At 27.6% G+C, this 19,319-nt stretch carries 20 protein-coding genes and 2 tRNA genes; 11 read left to right on the top strand and 11 right to left on the bottom strand.

Annotation, left to right across the window (positions count from 1 at the left end):
• Nucleotides 1–61 precede the first annotated feature (61 nt).
• A complete protein-coding gene (gene hisD, locus J3E06_RS04110) occupies nucleotides 62–1,336 on the top strand; it encodes a histidinol dehydrogenase (RefSeq protein WP_048187302.1) in 1,275 nt (424 codons plus the stop codon).
• A 170-nt stretch (nucleotides 1,337–1,506) separates the two neighbouring features.
• A complete protein-coding gene (locus J3E06_RS04105) occupies nucleotides 1,507–2,265 on the top strand; it encodes an undecaprenyl-diphosphate phosphatase (protein WP_013179546.1) in 759 nt (252 codons plus the stop codon).
• A gap of 39 nt (nucleotides 2,266–2,304) precedes the next feature.
• Here J3E06_RS04105 and J3E06_RS04100 read toward each other — a convergent pair whose 3' ends face one another.
• The 6 genes from J3E06_RS04100 to J3E06_RS04075 all read right to left on the bottom strand — a co-directional run bounded on the left by J3E06_RS04100 (nucleotide 2,305) and on the right by J3E06_RS04075 (nucleotide 6,733).
• Entirely contained in the window at nucleotides 2,305–2,841 is a 537-nt protein-coding gene (locus J3E06_RS04100) for a hypothetical protein (RefSeq protein WP_013179545.1), read from the bottom strand.
• Nucleotides 2,842–3,124: 283 nt separating this feature from the next.
• Nucleotides 3,125–3,877 carry an ATP-dependent sacrificial sulfur transferase LarE gene (gene larE / locus J3E06_RS04095; RefSeq protein ID WP_013179544.1) on the bottom strand — a complete coding sequence of 251 codons (753 nt, stop codon included), beginning with the start codon at nucleotides 3,875–3,877 and terminating at the stop codon, nucleotides 3,125–3,127.
• 142 nt (nucleotides 3,878–4,019) lie between these two features.
• On the bottom strand, nucleotides 4,020–4,712 hold the full coding sequence (sppA, locus tag J3E06_RS04090) for a signal peptide peptidase SppA (protein ID WP_259164284.1): 693 nt from the start codon (nucleotides 4,710–4,712) through the stop codon (nucleotides 4,020–4,022).
• A gap of 12 nt (nucleotides 4,713–4,724) precedes the next feature.
• Complete coding sequence (locus tag J3E06_RS04085; protein ID WP_259164198.1) at nucleotides 4,725–5,123, bottom strand: hypothetical protein; 399 nt, start codon at nucleotides 5,121–5,123, stop codon at nucleotides 4,725–4,727.
• A gap of 261 nt (nucleotides 5,124–5,384) precedes the next feature.
• Entirely contained in the window at nucleotides 5,385–6,044 is a 660-nt protein-coding gene (locus tag J3E06_RS04080; protein ID WP_259164196.1) for a winged helix-turn-helix domain-containing protein, read from the bottom strand.
• Nucleotides 6,045–6,268: 224 nt separating this feature from the next.
• Nucleotides 6,269–6,733, bottom strand: coding sequence for an RNA-binding domain-containing protein (locus J3E06_RS04075; protein WP_013179541.1), 465 nt, complete (start codon nucleotides 6,731–6,733; stop codon nucleotides 6,269–6,271).
• Between the two features lie 330 nt (nucleotides 6,734–7,063).
• On the opposite strand from J3E06_RS04075, the gene eif1A reads away from it, so the two are divergent.
• Nucleotides 7,064–7,378, top strand: coding sequence for a translation initiation factor eIF-1A (gene eif1A / locus J3E06_RS04070; protein WP_013179540.1), 315 nt, complete (start codon nucleotides 7,064–7,066; stop codon nucleotides 7,376–7,378).
• A gap of 21 nt (nucleotides 7,379–7,399) precedes the next feature.
• Nucleotides 7,400–8,293, top strand: a complete 894-nt coding sequence (locus tag J3E06_RS04065; RefSeq protein WP_013179539.1) for a serine protein kinase RIO — start codon at nucleotides 7,400–7,402, stop codon at nucleotides 8,291–8,293.
• 86 nt (nucleotides 8,294–8,379) lie between these two features.
• Here the strand turns inward: J3E06_RS04065 and J3E06_RS04060 are convergent, their stop codons facing one another.
• Nucleotides 8,380–8,946: an AAA family ATPase gene (locus J3E06_RS04060; RefSeq protein ID WP_013179538.1), complete on the bottom strand. Its 567-nt coding sequence runs from the start codon at nucleotides 8,944–8,946 to the stop codon at nucleotides 8,380–8,382.
• Nucleotides 8,947–9,378: 432 nt separating this feature from the next.
• Here J3E06_RS04060 and uppS point away from each other — a divergent pair, with 432 nt between their 5' ends.
• Nucleotides 9,379–10,128: a polyprenyl diphosphate synthase gene (uppS, locus tag J3E06_RS04055; RefSeq protein WP_048187297.1), complete on the top strand. Its 750-nt coding sequence runs from the start codon at nucleotides 9,379–9,381 to the stop codon at nucleotides 10,126–10,128.
• A gap of 127 nt (nucleotides 10,129–10,255) precedes the next feature.
• Here uppS and J3E06_RS04050 read toward each other — a convergent pair.
• Nucleotides 10,256–10,328, bottom strand: a tRNA-Gly gene (locus tag J3E06_RS04050).
• 29 nt (nucleotides 10,329–10,357) lie between these two features.
• Nucleotides 10,358–10,428, bottom strand: a tRNA-Gly gene (locus J3E06_RS04045).
• 361 nt (nucleotides 10,429–10,789) lie between these two features.
• Between J3E06_RS04045 and J3E06_RS04040 the strand changes: the two genes are divergently transcribed.
• The 4 genes from J3E06_RS04040 (at nucleotide 10,790) to J3E06_RS04025 (ending at nucleotide 13,283) form a co-directional block, all read left to right on the top strand.
• Nucleotides 10,790–11,497 carry a 2,5-diamino-6-(ribosylamino)-4(3H)-pyrimidinone 5'-phosphate reductase gene (locus J3E06_RS04040; protein WP_013179536.1) on the top strand — a complete coding sequence of 236 codons (708 nt, stop codon included), beginning with the start codon at nucleotides 10,790–10,792 and terminating at the stop codon, nucleotides 11,495–11,497.
• Nucleotides 11,498–11,636: 139 nt separating this feature from the next.
• Nucleotides 11,637–12,005 (top strand): hypothetical protein, encoded by a 369-nt coding sequence (locus J3E06_RS04035; RefSeq protein WP_013179535.1) that lies wholly within the window; start codon nucleotides 11,637–11,639, stop codon nucleotides 12,003–12,005.
• A gap of 160 nt (nucleotides 12,006–12,165) precedes the next feature.
• A complete protein-coding gene (locus tag J3E06_RS04030) occupies nucleotides 12,166–12,900 on the top strand; it encodes a hypothetical protein (RefSeq protein ID WP_013179534.1) in 735 nt (244 codons plus the stop codon).
• A gap of 182 nt (nucleotides 12,901–13,082) precedes the next feature.
• Nucleotides 13,083–13,283 carry a histone family protein gene (locus J3E06_RS04025; RefSeq protein WP_013179533.1) on the top strand — a complete coding sequence of 67 codons (201 nt, stop codon included), beginning with the start codon at nucleotides 13,083–13,085 and terminating at the stop codon, nucleotides 13,281–13,283.
• Between the two features lie 157 nt (nucleotides 13,284–13,440).
• Here J3E06_RS04025 and J3E06_RS04020 read toward each other — a convergent pair whose 3' ends face one another.
• Nucleotides 13,441–13,653, bottom strand: coding sequence for a class III signal peptide-containing protein (locus J3E06_RS04020; protein WP_013179532.1), 213 nt, complete (start codon nucleotides 13,651–13,653; stop codon nucleotides 13,441–13,443).
• Between the two features lie 338 nt (nucleotides 13,654–13,991).
• On the opposite strand from J3E06_RS04020, the gene J3E06_RS04015 reads away from it, so the two are divergent.
• Nucleotides 13,992–17,093, top strand: a complete 3,102-nt coding sequence (locus tag J3E06_RS04015) for a DUF5814 domain-containing protein (protein ID WP_013179531.1) — start codon at nucleotides 13,992–13,994, stop codon at nucleotides 17,091–17,093.
• An 11-nt stretch (nucleotides 17,094–17,104) separates the two neighbouring features.
• Entirely contained in the window at nucleotides 17,105–18,340 is a 1,236-nt protein-coding gene (locus J3E06_RS04010) for a class I SAM-dependent rRNA methyltransferase (RefSeq protein ID WP_013179530.1), read from the top strand.
• A 77-nt stretch (nucleotides 18,341–18,417) separates the two neighbouring features.
• On the opposite strand, the gene engB is transcribed toward J3E06_RS04010, so the two are convergent.
• A complete protein-coding gene (gene engB / locus J3E06_RS04005; RefSeq protein ID WP_083807448.1) occupies nucleotides 18,418–19,227 on the bottom strand; it encodes a GTP-binding protein EngB in 810 nt (269 codons plus the stop codon).
• Between the last annotated feature and the right edge of the window lie 92 nt (nucleotides 19,228–19,319).

Genomic DNA, 19,319 nt, shown 5'->3' with positions numbered 1-19,319 from the left:
TGTATTTTAGATAATTTTTATTTAATCTTGGAAAATAAGAAAGTAATTGAGGTATATCATGATTATTTTCAAAAAAATCGATGAATTAAACGATGAAGAAATTCAAATAATAATGAATCGTAATAAAACAAACATGGACAATATCATACCTATAGTGAGCGATATTCTTAAAAACGTTAGAGAAAATAAAGATTCTGCCTTAAAAGAGTACACTAAAAAGTTTGATGGCGTAGATATTGAAGATTTTAAAGTTAGCAAGCAAGAAATTGATATTGCTTACGACAATGTGGATTCAAAAGTTGTATATAGCTTAGAACAGGCTTATGAAAATATATACGATTTCCACAAAGCTCAGCGTGAAAATTTAAAAGAATGGGCTTTGGAAAAAGACGGAATTAGCACTGGGCAAATCATAAGACCTATTGAAAAGGCTGGTTGCTATGTTCCCGGGGGAAAAGCATTCTATCCATCATCTGTATTAATGACCACAGTACCGGCAAAAGTTGCAGGGGTAAAAGAGGTTGTAGTAGCTTCTCCACCAAATGGAACGGAAGGGAATTACGCAACTTTAGTAGCTTCAGATATTTGTAAAGTAGATAGCATCTTTAAATTAGGTGGTGCTCAGGCAATCGCAGGTTTAGCTTACGGTACTGAAAGTATCCCTAAAGTTGATATTATTGTAGGTCCTGGCAATATATTTGTAACCACGGCTAAAAAATTAGTTTACGGAGAAGTAGCTATTGATTTCCCCGCTGGACCTTCAGAAGTCTTAATAATTTGCGATGAAGAAACAAATGCGAATTATGTGGCTCTTGACTTTTTAGCACAGGCTGAACACGACCCTAACGCTTCGTGTGTGATTACTACAACCACCGAAGATAAAGCTGTTGAAATTAAAAACAGGATAATTGAAACTGCACAGCACGCAAAGAGAAAAGAGATAATAATAAAGGCTTTAGAAAATTCTGCAATAGTTTATGGTAGTTTAGAGGAATGTATAGCTTTATCAAACGAATATGCTCCTGAACACCTTGAAATAATGACTAAAAACCCGAGAGAAGTCCTAAAATACATTAATAATGCTGGAAGTATCTTTTTGGGTCATTATGCTCCTGTACCTGTGGGAGATTACGCAAGTGGTACAAATCACGTTTTGCCAACTTCGGGCTGTGCTAAAATGTACTCAGGTCTTAGCGTAGAAACCTTTATTAAAAAACCTACAGTTCAAGAATTGACCCAGGAAGGTTTAAGAAGTATTTCAAATGTTATTACCACAATTGCGGAAGCAGAGGGTTTATATAATCATTCGGAAGCTGTTAAAGGTAGGTTAAAATAATAAAATAATAAAATAATAATAAAATAATAAAATAATAAAATAATAATAAAATAATAATAAAATAATGATATATATCAATTTTATCACTATTTTTTTAAAATATATTAATTAAAAATTTACACGAACCACGAAAATTAAAAATTAAATTAAAATAAATTAAAAGTGAAAATATGTTGGGATTTGAACAAATCATACTCGGAATAGTCCAAGGGTTTACGGAATTTTTACCAGTTTCAAGTTCTGGACATTTGGCAATTATATCAAAACTGTTGTCAATTGAACCACAAATAAGTTATTTTGCAGCATTGCACTTTGCAACATTTTTAGCAGTTTTTATGTTTGTTAAAGACGATATAGTAAAAATTACCAAAGGATTAGTCCAAAAAGATAAATCTTCCAGAGATTTAAGTTTTAAATTAATAATATCCACCATACCGGCGGTTATCGTAGGGCTATTACTTAAAAGTTATTTCACCTCACTTTATGGGTCTTTAAAAGTTATAGGTGTTTTATTAGCCATTACGGGTATTATGATGATATTATCGGATAAAATGACCTCTGGGACTAAATCCATGTATGATATAAGTCATAAAGATGCTTTACTGGTTGGACTTACTCAGGCATTTGCAATATTGCCTGGTATATCACGTAGTGGCTCCACACTGTTTACTTCAGTCTATAGAGGTATGAAAAAAGAAGATGCTTTTAAATATTCATTTATAATGAGTTTACCTATTACTGCAGGTGCAGGTATTCTTGAATTAAAAGATGTAGCTTTGACTTTCGATTCAGTACTTGGTTTAGTATTTGCCACTATTTCAGGATTAATCGCATTGTCAATTGTTAAAAAATTAATAATAGATAATAGATTAAAGATATTTGGATATTATTGTATTTTAATGTCATTTTTTGTAATTGTATTCTTATAACTAATTTATTTAATATTTTATTACTATTTTATTACTATTTTATTTATCTTCCTCTTTTTCATAAATTACTTCAATATATGTACTATTTTTTAAATTATAGGTAATATTTGAATCGTTAACAATATTTAAATCATTTTCTGATTTTTTATTAACTTTATCTTTTTGTTTGTCTTCTGGTTTATCTTCTGGTTTTTCTTGCTTTTGCTCTTTTTTAGGTACTTCATCATATAATTTACCCATTTTTCGCATATCATCTTTCAAGTTTTCTGTTTCTTCGTCATAGTTATACAATTTATCAGAAGTTATTCCTTTTTTATTAAATCCGTTCGATTTATATCTCTTCCAAATTAAAAGTATTACTATTAAAAATAATATTAAAATAAACAATAAATAAATTTCTTTTTCATAAATTATTAAACTTCCTAAAGACGATGATTCAGCATTTGAAACCCCCGCAGATACTTCAGTAGCCTTTAAAAGTATATTATGCAAAATAAACATATTACAACTTATGAAATTTAGCAAATAGGACGTATTTGCAGAGATTATATTTTCTAATATTCCCATAACTCCCATAATAACACCCTCAGTGTTAAAATATCGATATAACATAATTAAATCATTTGTATTAAAAGATTTTATACCTTAAATTCTATAATTACGGATTAATTCATCAATTTAAAAATATAAATCCACATAATTTTATGAATTTTATAATTTTTATATATTACTTAAAATAAATTCTAAAAAAGTTAAATAGGTATTTAATTAATTATTAAATTGTATATTATTACTATTATTACTATTATTATTAGTATTATCTTTAATATTTGTATTCTTGGTACTATTGATATACAGTTTATTTTAAACTAAGGTCTAACATTACTCTTTGATAGCCCAATTCTTTTAATTTTGTATCTATTTCTTTAAAAATATTAGTTTTCAAGAATTTTTGTGCATCATTAGCACTTACTTCTATTATTGCGACGTCTTTTAAGGTTCTAACCCTAAAATAACCAGTAATATCTAAAAGGTTCATAATAAAGTCTTCTGCAAGTTTAGACATTTGCATTTTTTCCTTAGTTATTGGACTGTCTAAGACTCTTGTAGCTATGCAAGTCTCTTTTTTAGGTATATCAAGACCCAAATAGTAAGAAAACTCGTTTACATCGTCTTTTGTTATTTTATATTTTGCTAATGGCGAAATAATTCCAGATTCACGATAAGCGACCAAACCTGGCCTATCTTCTGAAAGGTCTTCATAAATGGTACCATCTACGATAATATCAAATTCTAACTGGTCTTTTACCTCATTTAGAATTTTTGCCATCATCTTTTTACATTCATAGCACCTATTTTCAACGCAAACATTTTCATCCAATTGATTTACATCAATAATCACATGTTTCAAATTCATCAATTTTGCCTTTTTTTCGGCATATTTCAAAGAACTTTTTGAAAAAAATCCATTGTCAATAGTTACAGCGACACAATCTTCTCCATTTTGAGCCAGTTTTGCTACTAAAGTACTGTCAACACCACCAGAGTATGAAACAATTACCTTTTTGCCCCTAAAAAAATTTTTTATATCTTTAAATTTTTCTTTATCCATTTTTTCGCCTAAATTATTAAAAATATTTAAATTAACACATAATTATTATTTAGTTAACATATTATGTACTATTAATTTAAATATTGTATATTATATATCCCAATTAATCAATTTACAAATTTGAATGCTTAAATCGAAACAATTACCGGACTAATTCATAATTAACAGATTCTTCGTAAAGTTCTTGTGAAAGACCGTTGCTTAATTCAGAACCTATACCTTTACCAATATAGTAAAAAGCTTCATTTGAATCAAATCCAAATAAATTACCGGGTCTCGTGTCTTCTTTCGAATAAGTCTTAATATTAATATCATCTACGGATAAATTAGTACGTTTTGCCAATACATTTATAGCTTGGTCAAAATCACCATTTTCATCAACCAAACCAAGTTGTAATGCATCTCTACCATCGTAAACTTTACCCTGTGCTAATTCATTAGCTTCCTCATAGGTCATATTTCTATCTCTTGCAATTTGTGAAACGAAATCTACGTAAGAATTATTAACGATTTTTTGCAACATTTCTTGCTCTTCTTCTGTCATTGGACGATACGGTGAACCGATGTCTTTGTACTCCCCACCTTTTATAACTGTAGAATTAACACCTATTTTATCCATTAAACCGTAGTAGTGTAATATATCCATTCTTACACCAATACTACCGACTAGTGCTTCTTTTTCAGCTACAATATATCCTGTTGAAGCTGCAGCACCATAAGCTGCAGATGCACCCATAGCTTCAATGTAAGCTACTACAGGCTTTTTTTGAGATACTTCTTCTATTTTTTCAGCTAATTTAGTGCTTGCAATACTACTGCCACCTGGAGAATTTATTTTAATAATTACTCATTTAATATCGGGATTCTTTTCAGCTTCGTCTAACCAATCGATGTAGTCATAAACATCTGGCGGGTATTCGGAAAATAAATCATCTTCAGGCGTGCTTAAGTACAAAGTACCACTAAAATCAATTAATGCAATATTTCCCGATTCTTCATCGTCTATGAGTAAATTTATAAATAATAATGAACTGGATAACAATACTGCAATTATAACAACTACAATAAACAAATATATCAAACTTTTATTATTTTTAGTATTATTTTTCTTTTTATTTGGTTTATTATTTTTATTATTACTATTAGTATTACTATTACTATTAGTATTACTATTAGTATTCGGTTCAGCGTTCAAGTCTTTTTGATTATTTTCGGAATCATTCGCTGATTCGTCTTCGAACGTCATAATTTACCTCTTAAATGTTGTATGTGTAAAGTTGATTTTATTTTAATTATGCTATATTATTCTATATATTAAAGCAATATATTTTAAAAATATTTATTCGTAATATACATTATTTAAATTAAAATATAAATAAGTATGATAATAATGTAAAAAATACGAAAATAAGGCAGTAGAGTATAAAATAACTTAAAAATACGATAAATTAAAAATAACAAAGAATATTTAGTAAAATATACTCATTTCAATTATAATTACAGTTAATTACATTTCTCGGTAAACTCTCGGTTTTGGCTCGTATATTTCAGAATTATCAATTAATTCTTCCAAAATACCGTCTAATTCTTCCTCAGAGATTTCCACCAAGTCTAATATATCATAATATCCTATTTCGTTATTATTTCGTATTACGTCTAAAACGTTATCTTTTGCATCTAATTCCCCAAATAATTCCTCTAAAGCTTCATTTTCCATATCCCCAAATCCATCACCTGAATTGCCAGAGCCGGAGAATTCACTTTCCTGATATTCATCCCTATTGTAAGACTGATTTCCTTCGTCATTTACGTATTTTCGGGTTTCTTCGATTTCCTTTTCACGCAACATTGTCCATTTTTCAGCGTTTTTTGATTTATTACTGATAACTTCGATTGAAACATATCTTTCATCGTTATATATTCCGATTCTTCCGATTACGTCGATTAAATCGCCTTCTTCGAATTTATTTTCGGAGATGTTTTCAAAATCTTTTACGATTACATCATTGACTTGGAATGTTTTTACACCCTCTTGTGTAATATTTGACACTTTTCCGAGTATCCTAACCCTATGAATATATTTACCATCTAAATTTAAGGCTTTGTTGGATATTTCATTATTTAAAAACTCTTCTGGCTTTATTTTATAAGCTACATATCTAATCATAAATTCACCCATGACGCATAAAATTCTAAATAAAATATTTTTATATTTTTATATTTTTATATTTTTAGCATATTCCAACTATAGTTTATTACTAAAATTATTATCTATTAGTTTATACTATTATTTATTTTTATAAATTATGATTTATATTTGGATAATACTCATTTTAAATTATTTTTTAAATTTTAAATTATTTTTTAATTTTCATTATTTATTTTTATAAATTATAATTCGTCTTCATTGATGATATATCCGTTTTTAGTTTTCGGTGCAATATCCTTTATTATGTGGTAAAGTACCGGGTTGATGTCTTTTTCATCTTCTACGCCAGTAAGTTTTGCATATTTTTCAAAATTTTCTTCATCGTTTTCATCAATAAGTATAGATACTTTTATACCGCCGTGTACATCCTTATCAAAATTTAACATTTTAGAAAATGCTGCTTGTTTATTTATATAAAATTTCGTTAAATTGTCTGAAACTCCTCTTTCTAATACCATTCTCCCAGTATCCAATATTTCTTGAGTTCGCAATAATTTTTTAAAGACGTTTATATTTTTTGCAGTCCCCAGTACGTATTTTCCATCTTTTAAAGTCAATTCTGCATCTGGAAATATGTTAGTTATTGCTTTAGCGACTTTTTCATAGCTTTCAGTTGGTTTTAAAAATGCTCTTAAGTTTATAATCATAGTTTTACCCCGTATAGTGTATGTATTATACACGCCATATGTGTTTATAGTTATGCAATTGAAATTAAATAATATAGTTGATAAATATGAAATGATAATTAAGTATATAAATAAGTAAGGAATGATTAATAAATAAATTACAGAAATAATTACTAAATTATAATGAATAGTATAATAAATATTGATGAGATATCGAATATAGTATTAAATGTATTAAATAAATGTATTAAATATATCGTATACATTATAGTATAAATTATTATAAATTATTATAAAATTTAAAAATACAATAATATAATTGTTGAACTTAAAAATTTAAAGGTGAGATTAATGGACCCAAGACAACAACAACCACAACCTACAAGAGTTAGAACCCCAAGAAAAGAAGAAGGCGAACTTTTAGGGATTATTGAGCAAATGTTAGGTGCAAGTAGAGTAAGAGTAAGATGTATGGATGGTAAATTAAGAATGGGAAGAATTCCTGGTAAATTAAAAAGAAAAATATGGGTAAGAGAAAACGATGTCGTAATTGTAACTCCGTGGGAAGTTCAAAGCGATGAAAAATGCGATATAATTTGGAGATACACAAAAGGACAAGTTGACTGGTTAAATAAAAGAGGATACTTAGATTTCATGAACCAGTAAATCCATATATAAGGAGAAATCATGAAAAAAACACGAAATGAAGTCATTAATAATGATGAAATAGATTTGAACTTGAAAAACGAGCACGAACATATTAATAAAAAAGACCAGCAAAGAATTGATAAAGAATATCAGAAAAAAATTGTCGAAAGAAAAAAGAAGTTTTTAGAGAGTTTAAAAACTGAAAATGAAGTTTTTGATAAACGTACATTGATGAATCTTTACAACTTACTTGTGGGCAAACACGTTGATGAGCTTTCAGGTATTATTAATTCAGGTAAAGAAGCGGTTGTATTCCGAGCCGAAGGAAAAGACAAAGAAACGGGCGAATTTGAAGAGTATGCTGTAAAAGTATACCGTGTTTCAAATTGCGATTTTAAAACGATGTGGAAATACATTCAAGGAGACCCAAGATTCCACCTTAAAAGGAGTAGTACTCGACAAATTATTAACGCATGGGTTGAAAAAGAGTTTAGAAACTTATTAAGAGCGGGAGACTACATAAATGCCCCTTTCGCAATACTTAAAAGGGAAAATGTATTATTAATGGAACTAATCTGTGATGAAGATGGAACTCCTTGCCCAAGACTAAAGGATTGTATAGTTGATTATGAAAAATTTTATGAACAAATACGGGAAGATATAAAAATCCTCTACCAAGATGCAAAATTAGTTCACGGTGATTTATCAGAGTATAATATACTTGTTCAGGATGATGAACCCATATATATTGATTTTTCACAGGGGGTTATCTCTCAGCACCCATTATCCAAAACGTTATTAATTCGAGATATAAAAAATGTTTGCAACTTTTTTAAAAGAAAAGGTGTTAAAACAGACTATAAAGAATTTTATAAATACGCAACAGGTTCAGAATTACATCCATTAGATGAAGAACTTGCAAAAAATTATTAAAATAAAAATTTGTATTATTTTATTATTTTTATTCTTTTTTTATTCTTTTTTTTATTTTATTATTTATTATTTATTATTTTATTTTATTATTTATTATCGCTTATCAAATTATCGAATATTTTTTCAACATTAACTAAAACATCAGTATAAGTACCTTCGTTAATAACCATATGGTCAGCGAGTGCTATTACACTTCCGATTGTGAAATTCAATTCCCGATTATCTCGTTCTAAAAAGACGTCCCATTCGGTAGAGTCGTCTTCTCTACCCCTGCCACTCAATCTCTCGAATCGGGTTTTAGGTGAAGCGTGTATGGCTAAAACTTCCACATCATAAAATCTTTTAAAGTAATTTAACTCATAAATACTTCTTACCCCTTCAACAGCGATAATATGTGCATTTTCTTTATTTTTCGATTCAACTTCGTTTACCAAATTGATACAAGGTACGGCAATTGCCTCTTCTCCATAAAGTTCTCTTAGCTTTTTGGCCGTGTTTCCCACATTTTCAGGATTAAGTTCTAAACCTCGTTTTGTAGTCTCTTTTCGAACCACATCGCCCATAGATATATATGCTATATGTTTATCATCACATACGCCTTGAACTAAACTTTTTCCAGAACCTTGCATACCCGTAATTGCAATAATTTTCATATTAATCCCTATTTATTGATATCGTTTATTATATGAACAAATAATATACTTCATAGTATTTTTAAATTAACTTTATGTTGTAATTAACTATTTCATATAATTTAATAATTTAATAATTTAATAAGTTAATAATTTTAATATAATTTAATTTGAATATATGATACAAATATATATTAAATCTACATTTAGTAATACTATGTTGTAAGCATTTTATAATTATGTAAAAATTATTTTTATACTAATTATTATATTATTACTGCTATAAAAATATAATAAAAAATATTAAAATATTAAAATAGCAATAATGTGATAAAAAAGTAAAATAATGAATAAATACAATAATTTTAAGCAATTGAGATTATATGAAATACCTTTTAGGTGGTATTCTTGTTTTGGATTAAAATATATAATTTATTTGGCAAATTGGGCTGTATGAGAATTTACGAAAATGTACTCGTGGAAATAATTTCTAAACAAAACGTTCCTAAACACGTTGCTGTAATTATGGACGGAAACAGACGTGCAGCTAAATTATTAGGTATTGAAGCTACTAATGGTCATCAATTGGGTGCAAATAAAGTAAAAGACTTAATTGAATGGTGTGTTCTTTTAGATATTAAAGTAATAACAATTTACGCATTTTCATTGGAAAATTTTAATCGTTCAGATGACGAAGTATATACTTTGATGAAATTATTTGAAAAAGAATTTGAAAATCTTTCAGAAAATAAATATATTTATGAAAAAGGGATTAAAGTAAAAGCAATCGGTAAATTGGAAAAATTACCTGAAAAAGTTAGGGATTCAATTGAAAAAGTGGAAAAACTTACTGAAAATAATAAAAATTACTATTTAAACATTGCAATATCCTATGGTGGGCAACAGGAGATAATTGATGCGGTTAAAAATATTGCAAAGGATGTAAAAGACGGCAATATAAATATAGAAGATATAAATGAAGAATTAGTTTCTAAAAACCTATATACTAAGGATTTACCACACCCTGAGCCAGATTTAATAATTAGAACCTCGGGGGAAGAGAGAATAAGTAATTTCTTAACTTGGCAGTCTTGTTATTCTGAATTATACTTTTGTGAATCTAATTGGCCACAATTTAGGAAAGTAGACTTTTTAAGGTCAATTAGGGATTATCAAAAAAGAAATAGACGTTATGGAAAATAAAATAATAATAAAATAATAATAAAATAATAATATAAAATAGTAAAACAATGAAATAAATTTTTATTTTTTTTAAGATTTAATAATATTTTTATATTTAAATATATAAATTAATTTGCCTAAAATAAAATGCGCCAGTCGGGATTCGAACCCGAGTAACTGGCTTGGAAGGCCAGAGTGATACCAGGCTACACCACTAGCGCATAAGTCATATAATATATAAATTTAAAAGTGCGGCCTCCGGGATTTGAACCCGGGTATCGGCCGTGGCAGGGCCGTATGATACCACTACATCAAGGCCGCTCTTTCATAAGAATAATGCTTAATCAATGCTTTAATCATTGTTCTTTCTTTCTCTTTTACATCAGAGCAATATACACATACACAGTTATAATATATAAAGGTTTCGTTTATTTATCTATTTAATTACTTAAATGATGAAATAAAAGAATTTAAAAATAAAATTGGTTGGATAAGTTATAAATAATACGCATACCTTAGATTATTTAATAAGATGCTCAAAAATAAACAACCTTACACTAAATAACACATGAAATAATTTAACGAAAACAATTAATTTTAAAGTTAAGTTAAAAATTTGAAATTTAAAAGTCCTCAAATATCAATATCGAAATAATAAATTTATTCAAATTACGGTGATTTAATGAAGCCTTATGTAATATCAAATGTGGGAATGACGTTAGATGGAAAATTGTCCACAGTTGAAAACGATACACGAATATCTGGGGAGAATGACTTAAAAAGAGTTCATCAAATTAGGAAAGATGTAGATGCCATAATGGTTGGGATAGGTACTGTTTTAAAAGACAACCCTAAACTTACAATCCATAAAATACCCCTCGAAAACAATAAAAACCCTGTTAGGATTGTTGTAGATAGTAATTTAAGAATTCCATTAGATTCGAGAGTTTTAAACGAAGATGCGAAAACTGTTATTGCTACAACAGAGTATGGGAGTTTGGAACAGTCTGAAAAAATCAAAAGAATTGAGAAAATTAAAGAACTCGAAAGTATTGAAAATGTTGAAATAATATACTCCGGTAATTTAAAAGTGGATTTAGAGCTTTTAATGGGTAAATTATCAAAAATGGACATTAAATCAATCCTTTTAGAAGGTGGCGGAACTTTAAACTGGGGAATGTTTGAAAAAAACTTGGTAGACGAAGTTAGGGTTTACGTAGCACCTAAAATATTTGGTGGTAGCAATGCACCGACTTATGTAGATGGCGATGGATTTAAAACATTAGAAGACTGCGTTAATTTAGAATTGATAGATTATTATCAGATGGATGAAGGAATAGTTTTAGAATATTTCATAAAAAAAGATAATAATCAAGAAAATCAAGAATAATTATAATAACTTTCTTTTTTTTAATATTTTTATTATCTTAATAATTTACAAGGTTCTTAATTTCAAAAACTATAAAGAGTCATACTTTTACAATAATATAAATGTTCAATATATTGAAATTTTTTAAAGAGTTGATATTTTGAAAAATAATGAAATTACGAGAAATGTAAAAGATGACTTAAATAAAATCAATAAATTATGGGAAGTTAAAAAAAAAGATAATAAAATTTTATTAGAACAATTAACCGAAGTTATGAGTGAAATTAAAATTAACGTAATGGGAAATGAGTTTATTGGTAAACTACCAGATGGAAAAACGGAATTGATAATGTTTGAGGAAATTGAAAAATTATCATTAGATGAATGGATTACTAAGTATTTTCCGATTATTTTCGGGTTTGATAGTGCAATTATAGAAAATATGAATTTTAAAGTAAAATCTACCCTATTTAAAGCATATATTGAAGAATATAAACAATTATTATCTGAAAAATCCTTTCTGGATTAGATGGGCTCATAGCGAAGAAGCCTACGAATTATATTTAATATCCTCATACTTAAGAATAACTACATTTGAAGCATTAGAACTAAAAAATAAGAACTATAAAGAATTTTATAGAATATTAGGATTTGCTTTACGATTAAAAAAGGAATAGGGGTGAACAATAGTGATTGAAAATAATTTTAGCAATGATTACGCTGTTGAAGTTGATGAATTAAAAAAAATATTACGAAAAGTTAAAAAATTGTTTGATAATCCTGTAAATTTAACAAGTACGAAACTTAATAATAATAGTAATAATATTAATACTATTAATAATATTAATACGAATAATTCTGATATTAAAAGCTCCAATTTAAAAAATAACGATTATGAGTTTGATTATGATAATAATATTAAAAATACTCTTGTAAATTATGGTGTTTACAATATTTACAAGAATTACAAAGTACATAAAGATTATAGTTATATTTTAGAAAATTTAAACACTTCTGCAAGCAATATTTTAAAAAATAACGATTTTAATGGTACAAACGGATTATATAGTGGCAAAAATCCCATTGCAAATAAAAATGGTAATTATGAAAATATTCACAATATTGGTAGAGAAGCTAATTCTTATATGAATTATACGAATTATACGGGTAAAAACGATGAATATTCTAATAAAAATTATCGGGGCACAAATAATAATGAAAATAATGAAAAAAACAATGAATATCACAAAAATTTAGAAATAAATCTTTCAAAAATATACAATAAATTAGATGAAGGGTTTAAAGGAGTTAAAAAAGAAATAATCGAAAATAAACCAATTATAAATATAGATATTCGTGGAAAAGATATAGATTATGATATAGAATGGGAAAAGCAAGCAAAAGCCCGTTATGAAAACTCATAATCGTTTTTTAGATATATTATTTAAAAATTTAAATTAATAAATATATTTATTACATTCTTGTATAATTAAAAAATAGACATAATGTAGTGAAAATTATAATCTAAATAAGATTTAAATCGAAAATTATAAATACTGTGAAAATACCATTTTTATTTATATAATATCAAAAAGAAGGTGAGTATATGGCAGAACTTCCAATAGCACCAATGGAAAGAATATTAAAAAAAGCAGGAGCTGAAAGAGTAAGCAGAGATGCTGCAATTTTGCTCTCAGAAGAATTAGAAGAAATCGCAATGGAATTCGCAAAAGAAGCTGTTGAATTATCAGTACACGCTGGTAGAAAAACAGTTAAAGCAGAAGACTTAAAATTAGCTTTAAAATAATTTAAATATTAATTTTTATAATTTATTAACTGAAATACGTCAAATTAGGCGTATTTTGGTTTTCATTAATTACAAATTACAGTATTGACATATTGAAGTACTTTTTTAAATTAGTTATTTAATATCAAATAGGTATGACCCAAACGTTTTAAACGTTTTAAACGTTTTTTAAGTCATTTAAAGCTTGATTTGAAGTATTATTTATCGACTTAATACTTGAATCTTGTATCGTTTGGGAAACGTCTAATATATAATATCCCAAAATAGCTGCGGCGGCAATTACTGCACCGATTAACAAAGAAAATTCAAGACTAATTTGTGCCTTTTTTGAAAATAATCTTTTAGAAATAGTTTTTTTGATAACACCCATATAAACACCATCTAATTTTAATTAAAAATCCTTTTCTCATTAAAAAGTATTATGTAATTTATAATATATATAATTCTCAAAGATTTAAATTTCTATAGAAATATATATAACATTAAATAAACTAATTTAAAAATAACTGAAATAAATAAATAAATAAACTAAATAAGATAAATAAAATAAAATAATAATTAAAAAAAGAAATAAAAAACATATATTGTAAGAATAACACAAACGACTATTTAATATAATTGGATATAATTTAATTTGAAAAACGGATTATAAGTATTTGCACATTTTATTAAATATGCTTACGCTTATGTTAAATATCGGTGAATTTAATGTTAATTATTAGAAAACCTAAAAAAAAGAAAGATGAAATACAAATAACGGACTTAAAAACGAAGACAATTTATTATGCCACATTAAGACCCACTAAAACTAAGATTACGCTTTACAAATGTAAAGAGCAGGTGGAAAGCAATATTACGCCACTTCAACCATCTAAATTAATGACAGTACTGAGAGAAAAGAAAATATATATAAGTAATGACCCTGAATCGCTTAAATTTGGGCAATTTTTGGAAGAAAATAATTTAAATTATGGGATTGTTGTATTATGTCCATTTTGTTTATTGAATGGAAAATATAATATTATTGACGTAATTAAAGAATTAAAACCATCCAAAAAAGCTATCAAATTAGAAGAAACCAAAAATAAAGAAAATAAAGAAAGCACTGGAAAAACGGAAAAAACTAAAAAAGAAAAGAAAAATACCTATAAAATTTACAAAACCAACGAAGTATGCTTGGAATGTGCCATTAACGAAATAAAACACGAAATTAACATAAATGAGGAATTTATTGAAAAATTATTAAGAAGATTTAAAGATGCAGATAAAGTAATAAGTCTATTTACGACGTCTAACCCCGTTAAAAATCCTGATTTAACCCGTTATGATATATTAACGGGTAATGAAGAGGATAAAATTGATAATTTCAAAATAAAAGACTTAGAAATTCCTGAATTAATGAAAAAGGAATTAAAAAATAGAAATATTTACGAATTATTGCCTGTACAAACCCTTGCAGTTAAAGCAGGTTTAATTTCCAAAACAATAACCTCATCTAAAGGACATAATAACGATTTACTTATTACTTCGGCTACTTCTTCAGGAAAAACGCTTATTGGGGAGCTTGCAGGTATTAAAAACCTTGAAAATGGTAAGAATGAAACACCCCCTCAACAAAAAAAGTTTTTATTCCTTGTACCACTGGTAGCACTTGCAAACCAGAAATATGTTGAATTTGAAGAAAAATATAGTAAATTAGGTTATAAGGTAGCTTTACGTGTAGGTACTGGTCGTTTAGCTGAAAATAAGAATTTTAAAATAAATAGCGACCCTAATTCCGACATAATAGTGGGTACTTATGAAGGTATCGATTATTTAATACGTTCAGGTAAATTAAAGGACGTTGGAACTGTTATTATTGACGAAGTGCATACTCTAAATATGGAAGAAAGAGGTGCAAGACTTGATGGTTTAATATCGAGGCTTAGAACATTGTTTGATGCACAAATAATTTACTTATCGGCCACAATTGGAAATCCCGAAGAGTTATCCAAACAATTTAATTCAAATCTCGTCATATATTCAGGTAGACCCGTACCTCTTGAAAGACACTTGATATTTGCAAGAAATGACTATGCAAAATTAAATAATATTGTAGATATCGTAAATATAGAATTCAATAGCAAATCGAAATACGGATACAGAGGTCAGAGTCTTATATTTACATTTTCACGTAAAAGAGCCGAATATATCGCCAATTATCTTAATACCCGAGGTATTAAGGCAGATTACTACCACGGCGGTATGGAGTATGGCAAACGAAGAGCTGTGGAAAATAGGTTTATGACTCAAAAAACAAAATGTATTGTCACCACTGCAGCACTTGCTGCAGGTGTAGACTTCCCAGCTTCCGCTGTTGTACTTGAAAGTCTTGCAATGGGTGGCGATTGGCTTAATGCGTCAGAATTCCAACAAATGTGTGGTAGGGCAGGTCGTAAAGGGATGCACGACCTCGGGAAAGTTTATACTCTTGTAGAAGTAGGTAAAAAATATCACGCTAAAATGGAGCTTTCAGAAGACGAAATCGCTTTTAGGCTTTTAGGGTCAGAACCGCAAGATGTAGATGTAGTTTACGAAGAAGAACAGGAATTCGAGCAAATACTTGCTACAATATCCTCTTTTGAGAAATATGGTAAAAATATATCTAATGAATTTGATGAACGAAAAATTAATTTAGATGACCCAAAATTAAAACTTAAAGATAAAATTAATCCAAAATATGAAATAGACAAAGTACCAATGCTTGGAAGGAATTTAAACGCTAATTATGTTTTAGAACAACTTGAAAAATTTGAAATGATAAGTCTTTCAGATAAAAAAGCACTTAAAACTACTCGATATGGTAATGCCGTATCACTATCATTCTTATATCCCCAACAAGCTGAAGAAATAAAGAAATTACTTAAAAAATGCCATAACAAGAATAAAAATAGAATAATGGAAGATAAAGATATTTCTGATGCTGAAAGAATAGAAGATTTGGAAAATAAAAGAATTACACGAATGGAAATTTACGAGGAAATTTTAGACATTTCTGTGAAGGCTAACCCATTTGAAAGTATATATATCCCAGGTAATTTAAAAAATAGGATTTCTAAGATAACCAATGTTAATGTACCCTCTAAATTTACCGATGCTTTTGAAATAGTCAAAGAAAACATTAATAAATTAAAAGATAGCACTAAAGACGACGTTATAAACTGGTTAGTTGAATTTGACGGATGTATTGAAGAAGATATCGCTTATGAAGTGTCTAAAAGAGTAATTAGGTATAGAATGATGGGTGAAGTACCTTCTAAAATTACAAATACGCTTTATGAAGTCTTAAAATTGCAAACTTACGGCGGAGACGTGTATTCTTATCTTGAAAGTACTGTAAATACGCTTGATGCGATTGAAAGAATTAGTAAGTTGCACTATCCTGCATTAAGTAAATACGCTGTTGAATTAAAATTAAAAATAGAAAATCCATTTAATAAAAAAATAAAAGATAATACAAAGTATAAATCAAAAATTAAAATTAAAATAGACCCCAAATCTAAAAATACTAAAAATAATAAAAATAATAAAACTAAGAAAATATATAAAAAAGAAGATGAAGATTCTAAATTTAAAAACGATGGCGATATTAAAACGCCTGAAAAAGTGAATAACCCCCATATTAAAGTTAAAATTAAGAATAGGGGCGGAAAAAACAAAAATAATAATAATAATAATAATAAAACTAATAATAATCCTAATAATAATCCTAATAATAAAACTAATAATAATCCTAATAATAATGGTAAAAATAATAACAAAAGGGAATAAATTGGTGAATTATGACATATGAAACACTTAAAATTGATAAAAGAGCTTATCAATCCATTAAAAATTTTTCAAAAGTAGTATATAAAAATGCAATTACAAATAAGGAAGATATGTACGAATTTGATAAAAAATTAGCAGATAACTCAAAGAATGAAGATATAATCAATTTAGAATACAATGGCAATTTTGTTGGAAAAGCGATATACAGTACAGATTTTCCAACGATAAAAATACTTACAACACTTCAGGAGTATTCCACCAAGGATATAGATTATGAATACTTCTATAATGGTATAAAAAAGGCTAATGATTACAGAACAGATGTTTTAAACTATAAAGATACCTACAGAATGATATATGCGGAAGCTGACGGATTGCCTACAATAGTATTGGATAAATACAACGATATTGGTTCGATGCACGCTTCTTCAAACTTTGCTTTTGATAACTCAAAAATGATTTTTGAGATACTTGAAGACTTAACAGATATTAGTACATTAGGAGTTGTAAAAGGGAACAAATCAAAAAACAAACATAAAAAAGGAAAAAATACGGAAAATGAAAACTCAAACAGGGTAATACACGGCAATAAAGATAATCTCGAAACTATTATAACTGAAGGAAATGTTAAATTTAAGGTAAGTCTAAAAGGTCATAAAACGGGTTTCTTCTTAGACCAACGTAATAATAGGATTGATTTAGAAAATTACGTTAAAAAAGATGATAAAGTACTTGATATATGTAGTTATACCGGTGGTTTTGCTGTTCACGCCGGAATTAAAGGTGCAGAAATTACGAGTGTGGATATGTCTGAAAAAGCTCTCGAATTTGCAAAGGAAAATATGGAATTAAATGGAATAGGCTCTGACAAATATAACGGTATTTGCGGAGATGCGTTTTCAATAATGAAAGAAATGATAAATAGAGGCGAAAAATTCGATGTTGTAATATTAGACCCCCCTGCATTTACGGATTCCAAAAGAGATTTAAAAAATGCACTTAACGCATATAATACTATGAATGTGTTGGGTTTAAAGCTTGCAAAAAGGATGTTAATAACTTGCTCTTGCTCTCATCACGTTGACCGTGAAGAATTCAAAAAAACAGTTGTTTCAGCATCATATCGTGCTAAAAAAGAAATTAAGCAAGTTGGAGATTATAAAACACAAGCTCCTGACCACGTTATTACGATGGCAAATAAAGATTTAGAATATTTAAAATGTCTATTTTTCGCAATAGGTAATTAATTATTCTTATTTTTATCTTTATTATTTTTATCTTTATTATTTTTATCTTTATTATTTTATATTTAAATTATATTTTTTTATTCAGTATTTTCATCAGTAATTTCTTTATTTAGGTCTTTATTTTTAGCTTGTTTTCTTAAATTATCATAATATTGTTTAATATTATTTTTAATTCTCTCATTTATTTCTTCAATACCAAAACCTTCTTTTAAAATTGCTGGAGCTAATATATCAATCCATTGTCTCCAAGGTGGTAAAAAGCCCAATTTTTCAGAGATTATATCTAATTCTTCATCCCATTGTGCATTTTTTATTTTATCCATTTTGTTAATTACATAAATCGGTTTTAAATCTAATTCTTCCAAAAAGTCCGCCATTTCCAAATCGATTGGTAATTCTCTTGTTTCTTCCCATCTTTCTACAATTTCTACAAACGATTTTGCATCCAAAATTTGAATTGCTGTTGCGATAGTCTTTTGATTATCTTCTACGTATTTTACAATATTATCCTTTATTTCTTCCTGCCCTTTTTGGTCAATACCTTCCATAAAACCAAATCCTGGCAAATCCACAAGATAATAATTACCCATATCATACTCAGTTATTTTTAAAGTAACCCCTGGCTTTTTACCTATTCGTATAGTTTTATCTGCTGCCATTGCCTTTACAAATGTAGATTTACCAACATTTGAACGACCCATTACTATTATTTTGGGTTTTGTATCTTCTTTTTTTGTGTTAATTATCTTTTTGAACTTATTTACGTCTTCAATATTTATATTGATATCCAAATTCTTATTAACTTGTCTATCCAAATTATTTTCTTCCTTATGATTTAAACTCTCAGTTTTTGATGTTGTAATTTTCTCACTTTTTGTAAGTCTCATTTTTTGTAGCTTTTTTCCCATTTTTTTGGTACTCTTAACGCTAACTTTCGTATTTTTAGGATTTTTTGTAGCTTTTGTAGCTTTTGTAGTTT

It is taken from the genome of Methanococcus voltae, assembly GCF_024807655.1.
Classification (GTDB): Archaea; AGJL01; Methanococci; order Methanococcales; family Methanococcaceae; genus Methanococcus; species Methanococcus voltae_D.
Note: the sequence above shows the minus strand (reverse complement) of the source record. Positions and strands in the feature narration are given on the sequence as shown.

Excerpts from the sequence above, each read along its gene's own strand:
- J3E06_RS04075 (WP_013179541.1), bottom strand. The coding sequence starts at position 6,733 with ATGATTATAAACTTAAGAGCATTTTTAAAACCAACTGAAAGCTATGAA.
- J3E06_RS04025 (WP_013179533.1), top strand. The coding sequence starts at position 13,083 with ATGGCAGAACTTCCAATAGCACCAATGGAAAGAATATTAAAAAAAGCA.
- J3E06_RS04020 (WP_013179532.1), bottom strand. The coding sequence starts at position 13,653 with ATGGGTGTTATCAAAAAAACTATTTCTAAAAGATTATTTTCAAAAAAG.
- J3E06_RS04010 (WP_013179530.1), top strand. The coding sequence starts at position 17,105 with ATGACATATGAAACACTTAAAATTGATAAAAGAGCTTATCAATCCATT.
- J3E06_RS04065 (WP_013179539.1), top strand. The coding sequence starts at position 7,400 with ATGAAAAAAACACGAAATGAAGTCATTAATAATGATGAAATAGATTTG.
- J3E06_RS04015 (WP_013179531.1), top strand. The coding sequence starts at position 13,992 with ATGTTAATTATTAGAAAACCTAAAAAAAAGAAAGATGAAATACAAATA.
- eif1A (WP_013179540.1), top strand. The coding sequence starts at position 7,064 with ATGGACCCAAGACAACAACAACCACAACCTACAAGAGTTAGAACCCCA.
- larE (WP_013179544.1), bottom strand. The coding sequence starts at position 3,877 with ATGGATAAAGAAAAATTTAAAGATATAAAAAATTTTTTTAGGGGCAAA.
- J3E06_RS04040 (WP_013179536.1), top strand. The coding sequence starts at position 10,790 with ATGAAGCCTTATGTAATATCAAATGTGGGAATGACGTTAGATGGAAAA.
- J3E06_RS04105 (WP_013179546.1), top strand. The coding sequence starts at position 1,507 with ATGTTGGGATTTGAACAAATCATACTCGGAATAGTCCAAGGGTTTACG.
- J3E06_RS04100 (WP_013179545.1), bottom strand. The coding sequence starts at position 2,841 with ATGGGAGTTATGGGAATATTAGAAAATATAATCTCTGCAAATACGTCC.
- J3E06_RS04085 (WP_259164198.1), bottom strand. The coding sequence starts at position 5,123 with ATGACGTTCGAAGACGAATCAGCGAATGATTCCGAAAATAATCAAAAA.
- J3E06_RS04060 (WP_013179538.1), bottom strand. The coding sequence starts at position 8,946 with ATGAAAATTATTGCAATTACGGGTATGCAAGGTTCTGGAAAAAGTTTA.
- J3E06_RS04080 (WP_259164196.1), bottom strand. The coding sequence starts at position 6,044 with ATGATTAGATATGTAGCTTATAAAATAAAGCCAGAAGAGTTTTTAAAT.
- uppS (WP_048187297.1), top strand. The coding sequence starts at position 9,379 with ATGAGAATTTACGAAAATGTACTCGTGGAAATAATTTCTAAACAAAAC.
- engB (WP_083807448.1), bottom strand. The coding sequence starts at position 19,227 with ATGAGACTTACAAAAAGTGAGAAAATTACAACATCAAAAACTGAGAGT.